13 protein-coding genes are annotated in these 15,756 nt (G+C 73.3%); 9 read left to right on the top strand and 4 right to left on the bottom strand.

The genetic code is table 11. The features are described from left to right. Positions 1-40 precede the first annotated feature (40 nt). A complete protein-coding gene (locus tag N5875_RS10610; RefSeq protein ID WP_338493301.1) occupies positions 41-1,741 on the top strand; it encodes a proline--tRNA ligase in 1,701 nt (566 codons plus the stop codon). Positions 1,742-1,853: 112 nt separating this feature from the next. Here N5875_RS10610 and N5875_RS10605 read toward each other — a convergent pair whose 3' ends face one another. From N5875_RS10605 to N5875_RS10590, 4 genes are read right to left on the bottom strand one after another with little or no spacing between them, the layout of a single operon-like run. Beyond that, positions 1,854-2,792 (bottom strand): slipin family protein, encoded by a 939-nt coding sequence (locus tag N5875_RS10605; protein ID WP_318207617.1) that lies wholly within the window; start codon positions 2,790-2,792, stop codon positions 1,854-1,856. 45 nt (positions 2,793-2,837) lie between these two features. After that, the gene (locus N5875_RS10600) at positions 2,838-3,737 is read right to left on the bottom strand and encodes an aminoglycoside phosphotransferase family protein (protein ID WP_318207616.1); all 900 of its coding nucleotides are present in this window, start codon (positions 3,735-3,737) and stop codon (positions 2,838-2,840) included. Positions 3,738-3,768: 31 nt separating this feature from the next. Further along, a complete protein-coding gene (locus N5875_RS10595; RefSeq protein WP_318207615.1) occupies positions 3,769-4,185 on the bottom strand; it encodes a ferritin-like domain-containing protein in 417 nt (138 codons plus the stop codon). Further along, entirely contained in the window at positions 4,182-4,760 is a 579-nt protein-coding gene (locus tag N5875_RS10590; RefSeq protein ID WP_338493298.1) for a hypothetical protein, read from the bottom strand. Before N5875_RS10590 ends, N5875_RS10595 begins: the two co-directional genes overlap by 4 nt. A 179-nt stretch (positions 4,761-4,939) precedes the next feature. Here N5875_RS10590 and rimP point away from each other — a divergent pair, with 179 nt between their 5' ends. The 8 genes from rimP to N5875_RS10550 all read left to right on the top strand — a co-directional run bounded on the left by rimP (position 4,940) and on the right by N5875_RS10550 (position 15,755). Continuing rightward, complete coding sequence (gene rimP, locus N5875_RS10585) at positions 4,940-5,446, top strand: ribosome maturation factor RimP (RefSeq protein WP_318207613.1); 507 nt, start codon at positions 4,940-4,942, stop codon at positions 5,444-5,446. 2 nt (positions 5,447-5,448) lie between these two features. After that, a complete protein-coding gene (gene nusA / locus N5875_RS10580; RefSeq protein ID WP_073913073.1) occupies positions 5,449-6,444 on the top strand; it encodes a transcription termination factor NusA in 996 nt (331 codons plus the stop codon). A gap of 74 nt (positions 6,445-6,518) precedes the next feature. Next, positions 6,519-6,800: a YlxR family protein gene (locus N5875_RS10575; protein WP_318207612.1), complete on the top strand. Its 282-nt coding sequence runs from the start codon at positions 6,519-6,521 to the stop codon at positions 6,798-6,800. Between the two features lie 146 nt (positions 6,801-6,946). Then, complete coding sequence (infB, locus tag N5875_RS10570) at positions 6,947-10,048, top strand: translation initiation factor IF-2 (RefSeq protein ID WP_318207611.1); 3,102 nt, start codon at positions 6,947-6,949, stop codon at positions 10,046-10,048. 148 nt (positions 10,049-10,196) lie between these two features. Continuing rightward, a complete protein-coding gene (locus N5875_RS10565; protein WP_318207610.1) occupies positions 10,197-10,490 on the top strand; it encodes a DUF503 domain-containing protein in 294 nt (97 codons plus the stop codon). 31 nt (positions 10,491-10,521) lie between these two features. Continuing rightward, positions 10,522-10,962: a 30S ribosome-binding factor RbfA gene (gene rbfA, locus N5875_RS10560; protein ID WP_318207609.1), complete on the top strand. Its 441-nt coding sequence runs from the start codon at positions 10,522-10,524 to the stop codon at positions 10,960-10,962. Beyond that, positions 10,959-11,858 carry a tRNA pseudouridine(55) synthase TruB gene (truB, locus tag N5875_RS10555; RefSeq protein ID WP_338493295.1) on the top strand — a complete coding sequence of 300 codons (900 nt, stop codon included), beginning with the start codon at positions 10,959-10,961 and terminating at the stop codon, positions 11,856-11,858. Before rbfA ends, truB begins: the two co-directional genes overlap by 4 nt. Positions 11,859-12,083: 225 nt before the next feature. Beyond that, the gene (locus N5875_RS10550) at positions 12,084-15,755 is read left to right on the top strand and encodes a serine protease (protein ID WP_338493294.1); all 3,672 of its coding nucleotides are present in this window, start codon (positions 12,084-12,086) and stop codon (positions 15,753-15,755) included. Position 15,756 lies beyond the last annotated feature (1 nt).

Genomic DNA, 15,756 nt, shown 5'->3' with positions numbered 1-15,756 from the left:
CTCGGGGCCATCATCCTTACCCGGCAGGAGTACGAGAACCATGGCCAACGCACCGGTCCAGCGCATGTCCCAGTTGATGGCGAAGACGCTGCGCGACGACCCGGCCGACGCCGAGGTCCTCAGCCACAAGCTCCTCGTCCGCGCCGGCTACGTGCGCCGCACCGCCGCCGGCATCTGGAGCTGGCTGCCCCTCGGCAAGAAGGTCCTCTCCAACGTCGAGCGCATCGTCCGCGAGGAGATGGACGCGATCGGCGCGCAGGAGGTCACCCTCCCCGCGCTGCTGCCGCGTGAGCCGTACGAGGCGACGGGCCGCTGGGAAGAGTACGGCGCCGAGCTCTTCCGCCTCCAGGACCGCAAGGGCGGCGACTACCTCCTCGGCCCGACGCACGAGGAGATCTTCACCCTCCTGGTCAAGGACCAGTGCTCGTCGTACAAGGACCTGCCGGTCATCCTGTACCAGATCCAGAACAAGTTCCGTGACGAGGCCCGCCCCCGTGCCGGCATCCTGCGCGGCCGCGAGTTCCTCATGAAGGACTCGTACTCCTTCGACACGGAGGACGAGGGCCTCGCCCAGTCCTACGCCCTGCACCGCCAGGCCTACCAGCGGGTCTTCGAGCGCCTCGGCCTCGACTACCGCATCGTCGCGGCCACCGCCGGCGCCATGGGCGGCTCGAAGTCCGAGGAGTTCCTCGCGCCGGCCGAGGCCGGCGAGGACACCTTCGCCGACTGCCCGAACTGCGACTTCGCGGCGAACACCGAAGCGGTCTCGTACGAGCTCCGGTCGGTCGACGGCTCGGCCGTCCCGGCCGCCGAGGAGATCCCCACCCCCGACACCCCGACGATCGAGACCCTGGCCGCCTCCCTCGGCGTCCCGGCCTCCGCCACGCTGAAGAACCTCCTCGTGAAGGTCGACGGCGAGATCGTCGCCGTGGGCGTGCCCGGCGACCGCGAGGTCGACATGGGCAAGGTCGAGGAGCACTTCGCGCCGGCGACCGTCGAGATGGTCACCGAGACCGACTTCGCCGAGCGCGCCGACCTCGTACGGGGCTACGTCGGCCCGCAGGGCCTGGAGAAGGTCAGGTACGTCGCCGACCCCCGGGTGGCCCCGGGCACGGCGTGGATCACGGGCGCCAACAAGGACGGGATGCACGCGAAGAACGTCGTCGCGGGCCGTGACTTCGAGGTCGAGGAGTACGTCGACGTCGTCGTCGTCCTGGAGGGCGACCCGTGCCCGAAGTGCGGCACCGGCCTGAAGCTGGACCGCGCCATCGAGATCGGCCACATCTTCCAGCTGGGCCGCAAGTACGCCGACGCCCTCAAGCTCGACGTCCTCGGCCAGAACGGCAAGCCGGTCCGCGTGACCATGGGCTCGTACGGCATCGGCGTCTCGCGCGCCGTCGCCGCGCTGGCGGAGCAGACGGCCGACGAGAAGGGCCTGTGCTGGCCGGCCGAGGTCGCCCCGGCCGACGTCCACGTCGTCGCCGCCGGCAAGGCCCTCCAGACGGAGCTGGCCCTGGAGGTCTCCGAGAAGCTGTCCGCCGCAGGCCTCCGGGTCATGGTCGACGACCGCGCGGGCGTCTCGCCGGGCGTCAAGTTCACCGACGCGGAGCTCATGGGCGTCCCGAAGATCCTGGTCGCCGGCCGCCGCGCGGCGGAGGGCGTCGTGGAACTGAAGGACCGCCGGACGGGCGACCGCGAGGAACTGACGGTCGACGAGGCGCTGGCCCGCCTGACCGCCTGACGGCGGGAGACATGACGGAGGGGCGGGGGCCCGAGGCCCCCGCCCCTCCCGTCGTGAAACGCCCAGGCCCCTCCCGTCGTGAAACGCCCAGGCGCCTCCCGCCGTGAAACGCTCAGGCGCCGTCCTCCGACGGTGCCGGTTCCACCGACGCCCCCGTCAGGTCTTCCACCGGCTCCACCCCCTCCGCCGCATGGGCCGCGCCCTTCAGATACGCGTCACTGACCGGCTGCGGCGAGGTCGTCGGCGGGGTGGGCGCCACGGCGGGCGCCTGGCCCACGGCGGCCGCGGGCCCCACCGTCGACCGTTCAAGGAACCTCAGCAGCTCCACCGGGAACGGCAGCACCAGCGTCGAGTTCTTCTCCGCCGCCACCGCCACCACCGTCTGCAGCAGCCGCAGCTGGAGCGCCGCCGGCTGGTCGGACATGACCTCCGCCGCCTCCGCCAGCTTCTTCGAGGCCTGGAGCTCCGCGTCCGCGTTGATCACCCGCGCCCGGCGTTCCCGGTCCGCCTCCGCCTGCCGGGCCATCGAGCGCTTCATCGTCTCCGGCAGGGAGACGTCCTTGATCTCGACCCGGTCGATCTGCACGCCCCAGCCGATCGCGGGGGAGTCCAGCATCAGCTCAAGCCCCTGGTTGAGCTTCTCCCGGTTCGACAGCAGGTCGTCGAGGTCGCTCTTGCCGATGATCGACCGCAGCGACGTCTGCGCCATCTGCGAGACCGCGAACTTGTAGTCCTCGACCCGGATCAGGGCCTCCGCCGCGTCGACGACCTTGAAGTAGACGACCGCGTCGACCCGCACCGTCACGTTGTCCCGCGTGATGCCCTCCTGCGCGGGCACGGGCATCGTGACGATCTGCATGTTCACCTTGTGGAGGCGGTCCACCCCCGGAACGATCATCGTGAAGCCGGGCGCGCGGACATCGTCGCGCAGCCGGCCGAAGCGGAAGACGACGCCTCGCTCGTACTGCTTCACGACCCGCGCCGCCGCGCCCGCGTACACGCCGATCGCCGCAGCGGCGCCGACTGCCGCCATCAGCAGCTCTTCGATCATCACGGCCCCCTGGATTGAGCCGAACGGTACAAAAAGGGTATTCCCCTACAGCCAGCTCGCGAACTCCAGGAGCAGCTCGGCATCCTGCCGCCGCCCCGCCGTCAGCGCCCGCGTCCCCGACTCGACCGCGCGGAACAGCGTCCAGCCACGCAGCCGCTCCCGGTCCAGGTCCAGGGAGTCCGCCAGCTTGTTGACCCGCCGCCGGGCCGCCGAGGCGCCTGAGGAGGCGGCCACCAGGTCCTCGACCCGGTCCCGTACGAGCCGGGCGAGGTCGTACGCCCGCTCACCGACCAGCGGCTCGGGGCCGACGGCCAGCCAGGGCGCCCGGTCACCACCGAGCACCTTGCCCTGCCGGAAGTTCCCGTGCAGCAGCACGGTCTCCGAGGAGCCGGACAGCAGCTCCTCGCGCGCCGCCAGCGCCGCCGTCGTCAGCTCGGCGGTCGCCGCCCCGGTCAGGTGGGGGGCCATCGCGGCCGCCTGCCGGGCGGTCCGCTCGGCCACCGTCTCGAAGCCGTGCTCCGCCGCCGGCTCGACCCACAGCTTGCGTACGGTCCCGGCCGCCTCCAGGAGCGCCTTCGCCTCCGGGAGCGAGCGCAGCGAGACCTCGGGGTGCAGCCGTTCGAGAACGAGCGCGCCCTCCGCGGCCTCGTCGAGGAGCTGGACCGCGCCCCAGCCGTTCCAGTGGGCGAGCGCGTCCCGCTCCAGGTCCGGCCGGGCGAACGCGGGCGCGATCTTGAGCGCGGCGGGGGAGCCGTCGGACCGCCGGACGAGCACGACCAGGCTGCTGCGTCCGCCGGGCGCCATCACCCGTTCGGCGTCCAGCGAGGCGCGGTCGAGCACCTGGCCCGCGAGCTCGGGCAGCTTCCCGAGCCACTCGGCCGCCACGGCGTCCCCGTACGTCTCACCGAGCGTCCTGATCAGTCGCTGCGGCGGTTCGAAACCCATGCGTTGGTTGTTCCTTCGGTCGGGGCGGGGCTCACACCCGCTCGGCGAGCCCAGGAAAGGTTACGTCGCTGCCGCGCCAGCGCACCGCGCGTACCGCCGCCTCCCGCAGCGCGGCGGCCGCCTCGCGGCGCCGAGGGCCCTCGGTGGCCCGGACGAGGTCGGAGTAGACCCCGGCCACCCGGTCCTCCAGGACGGCCGCGAGCCGTACGGCGCCGGCCGGGTCCGCGACCCGGAACGGCAGCTCATACGCGGCCTCCGCCATCACCGGCGTACCGCCGAGGTCGCGCACGCTCCGGCGCAGCGCGTCCCGGCGGGCCCGGTGCGCCTCGTACGCGGCGGTGGCCTCGGCCCGCCGCTCCGTACCGATCCGGCCGCCGACGACCCCGTACCCGTACACCGCCGCGTGCTCGGCGGCCAGCGCGGCCTGGGTCGCGTCGAGGGCGCTCATGCCCGTGCTCCTTCGGTCAGCAGAAAGGCGTGGGCGGCGCCGGCGGCGGCCACGGAGGCCAGCAGCCGGGCGTACTCGGGCGGGGCGGTGACCAGGGCGGCGGTGTGGGCGTCGGAGGCGGTACGTTCGGCCGCCGCGAGCTCCTTCAGTGCCGCCCGGGGGTCGGGCGCGACGGGGACGGGGGCCGGAGCGGGCCGCGCGGAGGCGGAGGCGGAGACCGAGGCCGAGGCGGTGGCGGGGGCGGTCGGCGGGGCCGTCGCGGGCCGCACCGTCGTACCGCCCTCGCCGAGCGCCGCGGCGTGCGCCGCCACGGAGCGTCGCAGCGGGATCAGCCGGGGCGCGAGGGCCGGATGGGCGGCGAGCGCCGCGTCGTAACGTTCCAGCAGGGTCCTGGAGGCGGTCACGGAGCGCAGCCGCAGCGCGGCCTCGGCGCGCGCCACCCGTTCGGCCTCCACCTCGGCCGCGCTGGGCTTCCGGGGACCCGGGTCCTCCGAGCCGGTGCAGCCCGCGAGCGCCGCCGCGGCGGCGGCCGAGACCCCCGCCGTCAGGAGTGCGCGCCTGCCCGTCGTCGTCACGCTCTCTCCCTCAGCTGTGGTACGTCGTCGAAGATCGTCGGGATCACCGCAGGCGAGCGTACCCGCGGGCCCCGGGGCGGTGGACGGCAACACCCTCCCGGACCGGATACCCTTTGGTCTGACACGCGAGGAAAACGCGACGAACCCACAACAGCACACGCGGCCGAGGAGTCACCCGGATGAGCACCACCCAGAGCGACAGGCTGCGCGGACTCGTGGAGCCGCTCGTCCACGCGAGGGACCTGGATCTTGAAGAGATCGAGGTGTCCCGGGCCGGCCGCCGCGGACTGCTGAGGATCGTCGTCGATTCGGACGAGGGCGTGGAACTGGACGCCTGTGCCGAGCTGAGCCGCGCGATCTCCGAGAAGCTCGACGAGACCGACGCGATGGGCGAGGGCGAGTACGTCCTCGAAGTCAGCTCCCCCGGCGCCGACCGCCCCCTGACCGAGCACCGCCACTACGTGCGGGCCACCGGCCGCCTCGCCAAGCTCCAGCTGACCACCGACGGCGCCGCCGAGGAACTGGTGGCGCGGATCCTGGCCGTGGACGAGGACGGCCTCGACCTCGAAGTGCCGGGCGTGAAGGGGCGCAAGCCCACCGCCCGCCGGGTCGCGTTCGCCGACATCGCCAAGGCGCGTGTCGAGATCGAGTTCAACCGCAAGGACAAGAAGGAAGAGGAGGCGTAGCCGTGGACATCGACGTGAAGCTGCTCAAGGGCTTGGCGCATGAGAAGGAGATCTCCTTCGACCTGCTGGTCGAGGCGATCGAGTCGGCCCTCCTCATCGCCTACCACCGCACCCCCGACGCCCGCCGCCACGCGCGTGTGGAGCTGGACCGGCTCACCGGTCACGTGACGGTGTGGGCGAAGGAAGACCCCTCCGATCTGGAGGAGGGCCAGGAGCCCAAGGACTTCGACGACACCCCGTCGGACTTCGGCCGGATCGCGGCGAGCACCGCCCGCCAGGTGATCCAGCAGCGTCTGCGGGACGCCGAGAACGACGTGACGTTCGGCGAGTACGCGCGCCGCGAGGGCGATGTCGTCGCCGGTGTCGTGCAGCAGGGCAAGGACCCCAAGAACGTCCTGGTCCGTCTGGACGACAAGCTGGAAGCCATTCTTCCGGTGCAGGAGCAGGTGCCGGGCGAGGACTACACGCACGGTCTGCGGCTGCGGACGTACGTCGTCCGGGTGGCGAAGGGTGTCCGCGGTCCGTCCGTCACCCTTTCGCGCACCCACCCCAATCTGGTGAAGAAGCTCTTCGCCCTGGAGGTGCCGGAGATCGCCGACGGCTCGGTCGAGATCGCGGCCATCGCCCGTGAGGCCGGCCACCGGACCAAGATCGCCGTCCGTTCCACCCGTTCGGGCCTGAACCCCAAGGGCGCCTGCATCGGCCCGATGGGCAGCCGCGTCCGCAACGTGATGGCGGAGCTGCTCGGCGAGAAGATCGACATCGTCGACTGGTCGGACGACCCGGCCGAGATGGTGGCGAACGCGCTTTCCCCGGCGCGGGTGTCCCGGGTGGAGGTCGTCGACATGGCGGCCCGCTCCGCCCGGGTGACGGTGCCCGACTACCAGCTGTCGCTGGCGATCGGCAAGGAGGGCCAGAACGCCCGCCTCGCCGCGCGCCTCACCGGCTGGCGGATCGACATCCGGCCGGACACCGAGCCGAGCGGTCCCGAGGACTGAGACCGTTTTTGGCCAACAACTGTTCGATTCTTGCCCCAAACAGGTGAGGTCGGTACGGGGAGGTAGACTTAATCGTGTCTGGCCGGACGCATGCCCGCGCGTGCCCTGAGCGAACCTGTGTGGGATGCCGGGTGCGAGCGGCCAAGAGCGATCTGCTGCGGATCGTGGTGAGTAAGGACGAGTGCGTTCCCGATCATCGCGGTACGCTGCCCGGCCGGGGTGCGTACCTGCACCCCGCCGTGGCTTGTCTCGACCTGGCGGTCCGCCGCCGAGCGTTTCCGAGGGCCTTCCGGGTCCAGGGCCCGCTCGAAACAGCGGAACTACGTCACCACGTCGAACGGCCGGCACCGCAGTGAAGAAGTACGGCACGGAACACCGTGCGGTCAGGTACCTCGCGAGTTGGAAGTAGGTCGAGATTGCGATGAGCACTCGATGAGTACGCGATGAGTACGCCCATGAAGTAGCGACGGTCCGGCGGTAACCCGGACCTCAAAGGAGCGAAGTGGCTAAGGTCCGGGTATACGAACTCGCCAAGGAGTTCGGCGTGGAGAGCAAGGTCGTCATGGCCAAGCTCCAAGAACTCGGTGAATTCGTCCGTTCGGCGTCCTCGACGATCGAGGCGCCGGTCGTGCGCAAGTTGACTGACGCTTTGCAGGGTCCCGGCGGCAACGCCGGCAAGACCGCTGCGAAGCCCGGCGCGCCTCGTAAGGCCGCCCCCTCCAAGCCCGCGGCGCCTTCTCCGGCCGCCGCGGCACGTCCCGCTGCCCCCAAGCCCGGCGCCCCGGCCCCCAAGCCGGCCCCCGCCGTGCCTGCGGCGCCGGCCCCGGTCACTCCGGCCGCGCCCGCGAGCAGCACCCCCTCTCCGGCTCCGGCCGCCTCGGGCCCCCGCCCGGGCCCGAAGCCCGCGCCCAAGCCGGTCACCCCGGCTCCGGCCGCCCCCGAGTTCACCGCGCCCCCGTCGGCTCCCGCCGCCGGTCAGCGCCCCGGTGGCGCCGCGCAGGGTCCCCGTCCCACCGGCGAGCGTCCCGCTCGTCCGGGTCAGGGCGCACCGCGTCCGCAGGGCCAGGGTGCCCCGCGTCCGCAGGGTCAGGGCGCTCCCCGTCCGGGCGGTGCCCGTCCGGCCGGTCCGCGTCCGGGCAACAACCCCTTCACCTCGGGTGGCTCCACCGGCATGGCGCGTCCGCAGACGCCCCGTCCCGGTGGCGGCGCTCCCCGTCCCGGCGGCCCCGGTGCCGCTCCGGGCGCCCCGCGTCCGCAGGGTGGCCCCGGCGGCGCCCCGCGCCCGCAGGGTCAGGGCGGCGCTCGTCCCACCCCCGGTGGCATGCCTCGTCCGCAGGCTCCCCGTCCGGGCGGCGCGCCCGGCGGTAACCGTCCCAACCCGGGCATGATGCCGCAGCGTCCCGCTGCCGGCCCGCGTCCCGGTCCCGGCGGCGGTGGCCGTGGTCCCGGTGGCCCCGGCGGCCGTCCGGGTGGTCCCGGCGGTGGCGGCGGCGGTCGTCCCGGCTTCGCCGGTCGTCCGGCCGGTCCCGGCGGTGGCGGCGGCGGCTTCGCCGGTCGTCCCGGTGGTCCCGGTGGCGGCGGCGGTCGTCCGGGTGGTCCCGGCGGCGGTGGCGGCGGCTTCGGCGGTCGTCCCGGTGGCTTCGGTGGCCGTCCCGGCGGTCCGGGTGGCCGTGGTGGCACGCAGGGCGCCTTCGGTCGTCCCGGTGGTCCCGCGCGTCGCGGTCGCAAGTCGAAGCGTCAGAGGCGCCAGGAGTACGAGGCCATGCAGGCCCCGTCCGTGGGCGGCGTGATGCTGCCTCGCGGCCACGGCGAGACCATTCGCCTGTCGCGCGGTGCCTCCCTCACCGACTTCGCCGAGAAGATCGGCGCCAACCCGGCGTCGCTCGTCGCGGTGATGATGAACCTCGGTGAGATGGTCACGGCCACGCAGTCCGTCTCCGACGACACGCTGACGATGCTCGGCGAGGAGATGAACTACACCGTTCAGATCGTCTCGCCGGAGGAAGAGGACCGCGAGCTCCTCGAGTCCTTCGACATCGAGTTCGGCGAGGACGAGGGCGGCGAAGAGGCTCTGGTCTCCCGTCCGCCGGTCGTCACCGTCATGGGTCACGTCGACCACGGTAAGACCCGACTTCTCGACGCGATCCGCAAGACGAACGTCGTCGCGGGCGAGGCCGGTGGCATCACCCAGCACATCGGTGCCTACCAGGTGGGTACCGAGGTCAACGGCGAAGAGCGTCGCATCACCTTCATCGACACCCCGGGTCACGAGGCGTTCACCGCCATGCGTGCCCGTGGTGCGAAGTCGACCGACATCGCGATCCTCGTGGTCGCGGCCAACGACGGCGTCATGCCGCAGACGATCGAGGCGCTCAACCACGCCAAGGCCGCCGGCGTCCCGATCGTCGTCGCGGTCAACAAGATCGACGTCGAGGGTGCGGACCCGACCAAGGTCCGCGGTCAGCTGACCGAGTTCGGTCTGGTGGCCGAGGAGTACGGCGGCGACACGATGTTCGTCGACATCTCCGCCAAGCAGGGTCTGCACATCGACTCCCTGCTGGAGGCCGTCGTCCTCACCGCCGACGCCTCGCTCGACCTGCGGGCCAACCCGAACCAGGACGCGCAGGGTATTGCGATCGAGTCCCACCTCGACCGTGGTCGCGGTGCCGTCTCGACCGTCCTGGTCCAGCGCGGAACGCTGCGCATCGGCGACACCGTGGTGGTCGGCGACGCGTACGGCCGTGTCCGGGCGATGCTCGACGACAAGGGCAACAACGTCGAGGAGGCGACCCCGTCGACTCCCGTCCTGGTCCTGGGTCTCACCAACGTCCCGGGTGCCGGCGACAACCTCCTGGTTGTCGACGAGGACCGTACGGCCCGTCAGATCGCCGAGAAGCGCGCCGCGCGTGAGCGCAACGCCGCCTTCGCCAAGCGCGTCCGCCGGGTGTCCCTCGAGGACCTCGACAAGGTGCTCAAGGCCGGTCTCGTCCAGGAACTCAACCTCATCATCAAGGGCGACGCGTCCGGTGCGGTCGAGGCCCTGGAGGCTTCGCTGCTCCAGCTCGACGTCGGCGAAGAGGTCGACATCCGTGTCCTGCACCGCGGTGTGGGTGCGGTCACCGAGTCGGACATCGACCTGGCCATGGGCTCCGACGCCATCGTCATCGGCTACAACGTCCGTGCGGCCGGCCGTGCCGCGCAGATGGCGGAGCGCGAGGGCGTCGACGTCCGGTACTACTCGGTCATCTACCAGGCGATCGAGGAGATCGAGGCGGCGCTCAAGGGCCTCCTCAAGCCGGAGTACGAAGAGGTCGAGCTCGGTACGGCGGAGATCCGCGAGGTCTTCCGCTCGTCCAAGCTGGGCAACATCGCCGGTGTCCTCATCCGCTCCGGCGAGGTCAAGCGCAACACCAAGGCGCGCCTCGTCCGCGACGGCAAGGTCATCGCCGAGGACCTCACGATCCACGGTCTGCGCCGCTTCAAGGACGACGTCACCGAGATCCGCGAAGGCTTCGAGGGCGGTATCAACCTCGGAAACTTCAACGACATCAAGATCGACGACGTCATCGCGACGTACGAGATGCGCGAGAAGCCGCGCGCCTGATCGCGTCCGATCGCAGCAGTGAGCCGGGGCCGGTCGGCGGAAACTATTCCGTCGATCGGCCCCGGCCGTTGCGTGTACGGTTTCGGATGTCCCCGCCGAGCGGTCGGCGGGCACACCGAACCCGAACCGGCGGGACATCCGGACATACATGTATGTGGGGACACTGTCCTTCGATCTGCTCCTCGGCGACGTTCGTTCGTTGAAGGAGAAACGCTCCGTCGTCAAGCCGATCGTCGCCGAGCTCCAGCGGAAATTCGCGGTGAGCGTGGCGGAGGTCAGCGGCCAGAACCTCCATCGACGGGCCGAGATCGGCGTCGCGATGGTGTCGGGGGACACGGGACACCTCAGCGATGTACTGGACCGGTGCGAGCGGCTCGTCGCCGCCCGCCCCGAGGTGGAGCTGCTGTCGGTGCGCCGCAGGCTCCACACTGATGAAGACTGATGTTGAGCAAGGCAAAGAAGGAGAAGGACCAGTGGCCGACAACGCGCGGGCGAAGAAGCTGGCAGACCTCATCCGGGAGGTGGTCGCCGAGAAGCTGCAGCGCGGCATCAAGGACCCCCGCCTGGGCACGCACGTGACCATCACGGACACCCGCGTCACCGGCGACCTGCGGGAGGCCACGGTCTTCTACACGGTCTACGGCGACGAGGAGGAGCGGGCGAGCGCCGCCGCCGGCCTGGAGAGCGCCAAGGGCATCCTCCGGTCGGCCGTGGGCCGCGCGGCCGGGACCAAGTTCACCCCGACCCTGGCCTTCGTGGCCGACGCCCTCCCGGAGAACGCCAAGACGATCGAGGACCTCCTCGACCGGGCACGCGCCTCGGACGAGCAGGTGCGGGAGGCGTCCTCGGGCGCCACCTTCGCCGGCGAGGCCGACCCCTACAAGAAGCCGGGCGAGGACGAAGCCGCCGAATGAGCAACGCAGCAAAGACTCCCGACGGACTTGTCATCGTCGACAAGCCGTCGGGATTCACCTCGCACGACGTCGTGGCCAAGATGCGCGGGATCGCGAAGACCCGCCGGGTCGGTCACGCCGGCACGCTCGACCCCATGGCCACCGGCGTCCTCGTCCTCGGCGTGGAGCGGGCGACCAAGCTTCTCGGTCACCTCGCGCTGACCGAGAAGGAGTACCTGGGCACCATCCGCCTGGGCCAGACGACGATCACCGACGACGCCGAGGGCGAGATCACGGCGTCGGTCGACGCTTCGAAGGTCACCCGCGAAGGCATCGACGCGGGCGTCGCCGAGCTGACCGGCGCCATCATGCAGGTGCCGTCGAAGGTCTCCGCGATCAAGATCGACGGCAAGCGGTCGTACGCGCGCGTGCGCGGCGGCGAGGAGTTCGAGATCCCGGCCCGCCCGGTCACCGTCTCCTCCTTCCAGGTGTACGACGTCCGTGAGGCCACCGCCGAGGACGGCACTCCCGTCGTCGACCTGGTCGTCTCCGTCGTCTGCTCCTCCGGTACGTACATCCGGGCGCTCGCCCGGGACCTCGGCGCCGGCCTCGGCGTGGGCGGGCACCTGACCGCGCTGCGCCGCACCCGGGTCGGGCCGTACAAGCTGGACTCGGCGAAGACGCTCGACCAGCTCCAGGAGGAGCTCACGGTCATGCCGGTCGCCGACGCGGCCTCGGCGGCGTTCGCCCGGTGGGACGTCGACGAGAAGCGGGCCAAGCTGCTGCTCAACGGCGTCCGTCTGGAGATGCCGGAGTACCCGGCGGGTCCCGTCGCGGTCTTCGGGCCCGAGGGGACGCTCCTGGCGCTCGTGGAGGACCAGCGGGGCAAGGCCAAGAGCCTCGCCGTCTTCGGCTGATCCGAGCGGTTCGGAGCTCATCGTCGGCTCACAGTGAGGGCGGGCACGCGCGCGTGCCCGCCCTCACGTGTTTCCCCCCTCTGTTTCCCCCGCGAGAGCCTGTCCGGCGGAACGCCGAAGAATCACCCCATCAGGGAGGCGCTCGGAGTGAAGGGGGGAGTGCCAGGGGGCGCGTTCCCCGGTCGTGGTCCTCCGTGTGATCACCGGCGACCTACCGTCGACTCCATGGGACGCGGGGACCTGGCGACGCTGGTGAGGATCTGCGATCTGGCGGGCCGGCCTCGCGGCACCGGATTCCTCGCCGACCACCACGGAACGGTCGTCACCAGTCACGAAGCCGTCGACGGGCTCAGCCGTGTCGTCCTGCACGCCCCCGGCGACCGGACCTGGCTCGCCGAGGCCGAGGCCGTCACCCCGCTGCCGGAGAGCGGCCTCGCGCTCGTACGGACCGAGGGCCTCGGCGTACGGCCGCTGCCGCTCGCGACCCGGACCGAGATCGAACCCGGCACATACGTACGGATCGCCGCCCACGGCTGGCGCGAGGCGCGCGTGCTCGGCCCCGCCGCCGTCACGTACACCGCCACCGACCGCTTCCACCTGCTCGACGACGCCCTGGAACTCGCCATCGGCACCGAAGGCGCCGAGGCCCTCCGGCTCGGCGGACAGGCCGCCGGCGGCCCCGTCCTCGACACCACCACCGGCACCGTCCTCGCCGTCCTCGGCACCGCCCTGCACGGCGAGCGCCCGGCCGCCGGATACGCGGTGCGACTGCGGCCCGAAGGCACCCTCACCGCCCTCCTCCGGCGCAACGCGGCCACCGTCCCCGCCTACGGCCCCGACCTCAACCTCGCCGGAATCCTCGAACTCACCGCCACCTCCACCGGCCCCGTACGGGAACCCGACCCGTGGCCCGAGCCCGTCGAACGCCCCGAGTGCGTCCGCGAGTTCGCCCGCTTCACAGCGGGCGAGGCACCGGTCCTCGCCCTCGTCGGCGCCCCCGGCACCGGCCGGACCACCGCCCTCGCCGCCCTCTGCGCCCGCCGCGCCCGGGGCGTCGCACCCGCCCCCACCGTCCGGCTGCGCGGCGCCGACCTGCGCGCCGAGGACCGCTCGCTCGCCGAGGGCGTCGGCCGGGTACTCCAGCAGGCCGGCCGGATCGTCGCCGCCTCCGGGGCGCCCGGCGACACCACCACCGCCACCCCCGAACGGGCCGCCGCCCTCGCCCACGAGGCGGGCCGCCCGCTCCTGGTCGTCCTCGACGGCCCCGAGGAGATGCCGCCCCGCCTCGCCCACCGGCTCGCCGACTGGACGGCGGCCACCGAGGACTGGCTCCGCGCCCACCACGTCCACCTCGTCACCGCCTGCCGCCCCGAGCACTGGGAACGTGCGGGCGCCCTCTACCGCCCCGGCGCGCTGCACCGGCCGGCGACGGGTCCCCGGGACGGAGGTCCCCGGGACGGAGCGGCCGGCGGACTGCCGGCCGCCCTCGTCCTCGGGCCGTACTCCGCGGCCGAGGCCCAGGCCGTACGCGAGGGATACGGGCTCAACAAGTCGGACCTCGCCGAGGCCGACGCCCGCCACCCGCTGGCCCTGCGGCTGCTCGCCGAGGTGCGGGCCGCGCTGCCGGCCGACGTCCCCGGGCGGCCGGGACGCGAGGAGATCTTCACCGCGTACCTCGACCTGATGTGCCTGCGGATCGCCGTCCGGATCGCCGCGGGTTCCCGGCCCCTGCCCCCGGGGACCGCCGTACGCCGCCTCGCCGCGCGTGTCACCGGTCAGGTGCACGAGGCGGCCCGCCGCTGCCTCGGCCCGGGGCACGGCGTCCTCGACCGGGCCTCCTTCGAGGAACTCTTCCCCTGGCGGGCGGGCTGGGCCTCGGCGGTCCTCACCGAAGGCCTCCTGGTCCCGGCCGGCTCCGGCTACCGCTTCGCCCACGAGGAACTCGCGGACTGGGTACAGGCCGCGCACCTGGACCTGGACGGCGCCCTGGAGGCGCTGCTCTCGCCGACGGCGGCCGCGGCCGCCCCACCGGAGCCCGGCGAGCCCCCGGTGCTCCCCTTCGCTTCGTCGCCGGGTCCCGGCACCGCGCCCGCCGTCCCCCGGCAGCGGACCCCCGACGAAGCGCCCCCGCCCGTCCCGCGTCACCGCATCGGCCCCGTCCTCCAGGCGCTCCTGCTGCTCCACCGGGAGCGCGGCCCGGCCGCCCTCGCCCCCCGTCTCGCCGTGCTCGCCGAGGCGCTCGGGCGTTACGCAGGCGAGGAGGGAGGGTCCTCCGGCGACGGGCCCTGGTGGGCCGCCCGGCTGTTCGGGGAGAGCGTGCGGCGACTGCCGGACCCCCGGCCGTACCTGCCCGTCCTGCGGCTGCTCGCCGACCGGATCGGGGAAGGCCAAGGGAGAGGCGCGGTGTTCGCCGCGTTCGGGCCGGAGTTCTGGCTGGGGCTGCCGCTCGGGGAGGACGAGCGGATCGATCTGCTGCGGCGGCTCGTACCCGCGGACCCGCCGCCCGGCAGGAAACCCGGCGAGGAGCCCGGCACGGGGCAAGGCAAGTACCACGGCACGGAGCCCGGCACGGGACAGGGCAAGGACCACGGCACGGAGCCCGGCGAGGGGCACGGCAAGGAGCCCGGCGAGGGCCCCGGCGGCGGGCGGTCTCTCGCCGCCGTCGCCGGGATGCTCACCGCCGACCCCCGGGGCGTGCAACCGCTGCTCTGCCGCTGGTTCGGCGACGACCGTGCCCTCCCCGCGGCCCCGGGCGCGACCGTCGCCACCGCCGCCCAGGCCCTGCTGCACACCCATCGGGCGCTCGCCGTCGACGATCTGTGCGAGGCGCTCGTCGCCACCGCCCACCCGCTCGCCGACGGCCTCCTCGCCGCCCTCGCCGAGGACGAGCCCTCCGCCGTCTGCCGCGCCGTCGACCGCTGGGCCCACGACGACGGGCGCCCGGAGCGGCGCGTCGCCGCCGCCACGTACGGGCATCTGGTCGCGGCCCACGCCACCCGCCCCGCCGACCGCGAACTCCTCCGCTTCGCCGCCCTGGCCCTGCTCGCCCGCCCCGGCGACCAGGCGCTCCACGGCGCCGCCCTCGGACTGCTGATCCGCGACCCGCACACCCGGGCCCGCCATCTGCCCCGCGCCCTCGCCGAGCCCCGGGTGCCCGCGGGCGCCCTCGCCGAGGCCCTCACGGCCGACCCCGGGCCGGTCCTCGCCGCCTTCGGGGCCCGGCTGGACGGCACCGGCGAGGCCCCGGCCGCCGCCCTGCGGGCGCTCGCCGACGTCGACACGCCCGCGCTCGCCCGCCGGGTGGCCTCCCTGGTCCGCGGGTACGTCGCCCGCCACCCCGAGGGCGCCGGGCACGTGGCCGACTTCGTCGACCGGCGCTTCGAGTACGGCCCGGCCGCCAGGTCCGTCCTCTTCCCGCTGGTCTCCGGCCTGATCCGGGGCCGTCCCGCGCAGGTCCGCCGCGCCCTCGCCGCCGTCCTCGCCGCGCCCGGCACCGGCGCCTCCCGGCATCTGCGCGCCGAACTCCTCGACGTACTCCTGGAGCACGAGCGGTACGAGGCGGAGACGGGGGAGTTCACCGTCCTGGACGCTCTCCTGGAGGCCGCCGCGGAGGCCGCCGAGCGGCGCAGCGAGCCACGCACCCGGGCGCTCACCCACCGGGTCGGCACCCTGTGGGCCCGTACCCCCGAAGGGGCGAGGCTGCTCGACCCGGCCCTCGCGGGGCACGTCCGCGCACGGCCCGCGTTCGCCACGCTGCTCGCCCGCTGGACGGTCGCCGACCCCGCCGAGTGGGCGCCGCTGCTCGGTCCGGAGACCCTCCGGGCGCTGCGGAGCCACGGCACTTCCATGCCGATGCGAACCGACGGCCGTGGGCATGGCAGTCTTAGACCTGCGTAAT

Source organism: Streptomyces sp. SJL17-4, from assembly GCF_036826855.1.
GTDB lineage: Bacteria > Actinomycetota > Actinomycetes > Streptomycetales > Streptomycetaceae > Streptomyces.
Note: the sequence above shows the minus strand (reverse complement) of the source record. Positions and strands in the feature narration are given on the sequence as shown.

Coding starts and splice junctions, on each gene's coding strand:
- N5875_RS10610 (WP_338493301.1), top strand. CDS start 41: ATGGCCAACGCACCGGTCCAGCGCATGTCCCAGTTGATGGCGAAGACG.
- N5875_RS10605 (WP_318207617.1), bottom strand. CDS start 2,792: ATGATCGAAGAGCTGCTGATGGCGGCAGTCGGCGCCGCTGCGGCGATC.
- N5875_RS10600 (WP_318207616.1), bottom strand. CDS start 3,737: ATGGGTTTCGAACCGCCGCAGCGACTGATCAGGACGCTCGGTGAGACG.
- N5875_RS10595 (WP_318207615.1), bottom strand. CDS start 4,185: ATGAGCGCCCTCGACGCGACCCAGGCCGCGCTGGCCGCCGAGCACGCG.
- rimP (WP_318207613.1), top strand. CDS start 4,940: ATGAGCACCACCCAGAGCGACAGGCTGCGCGGACTCGTGGAGCCGCTC.
- N5875_RS10565 (WP_318207610.1), top strand. CDS start 10,197: ATGTATGTGGGGACACTGTCCTTCGATCTGCTCCTCGGCGACGTTCGT.
- truB (WP_338493295.1), top strand. CDS start 10,959: ATGAGCAACGCAGCAAAGACTCCCGACGGACTTGTCATCGTCGACAAG.
- N5875_RS10550 (WP_338493294.1), top strand. CDS start 12,084: ATGGGACGCGGGGACCTGGCGACGCTGGTGAGGATCTGCGATCTGGCG.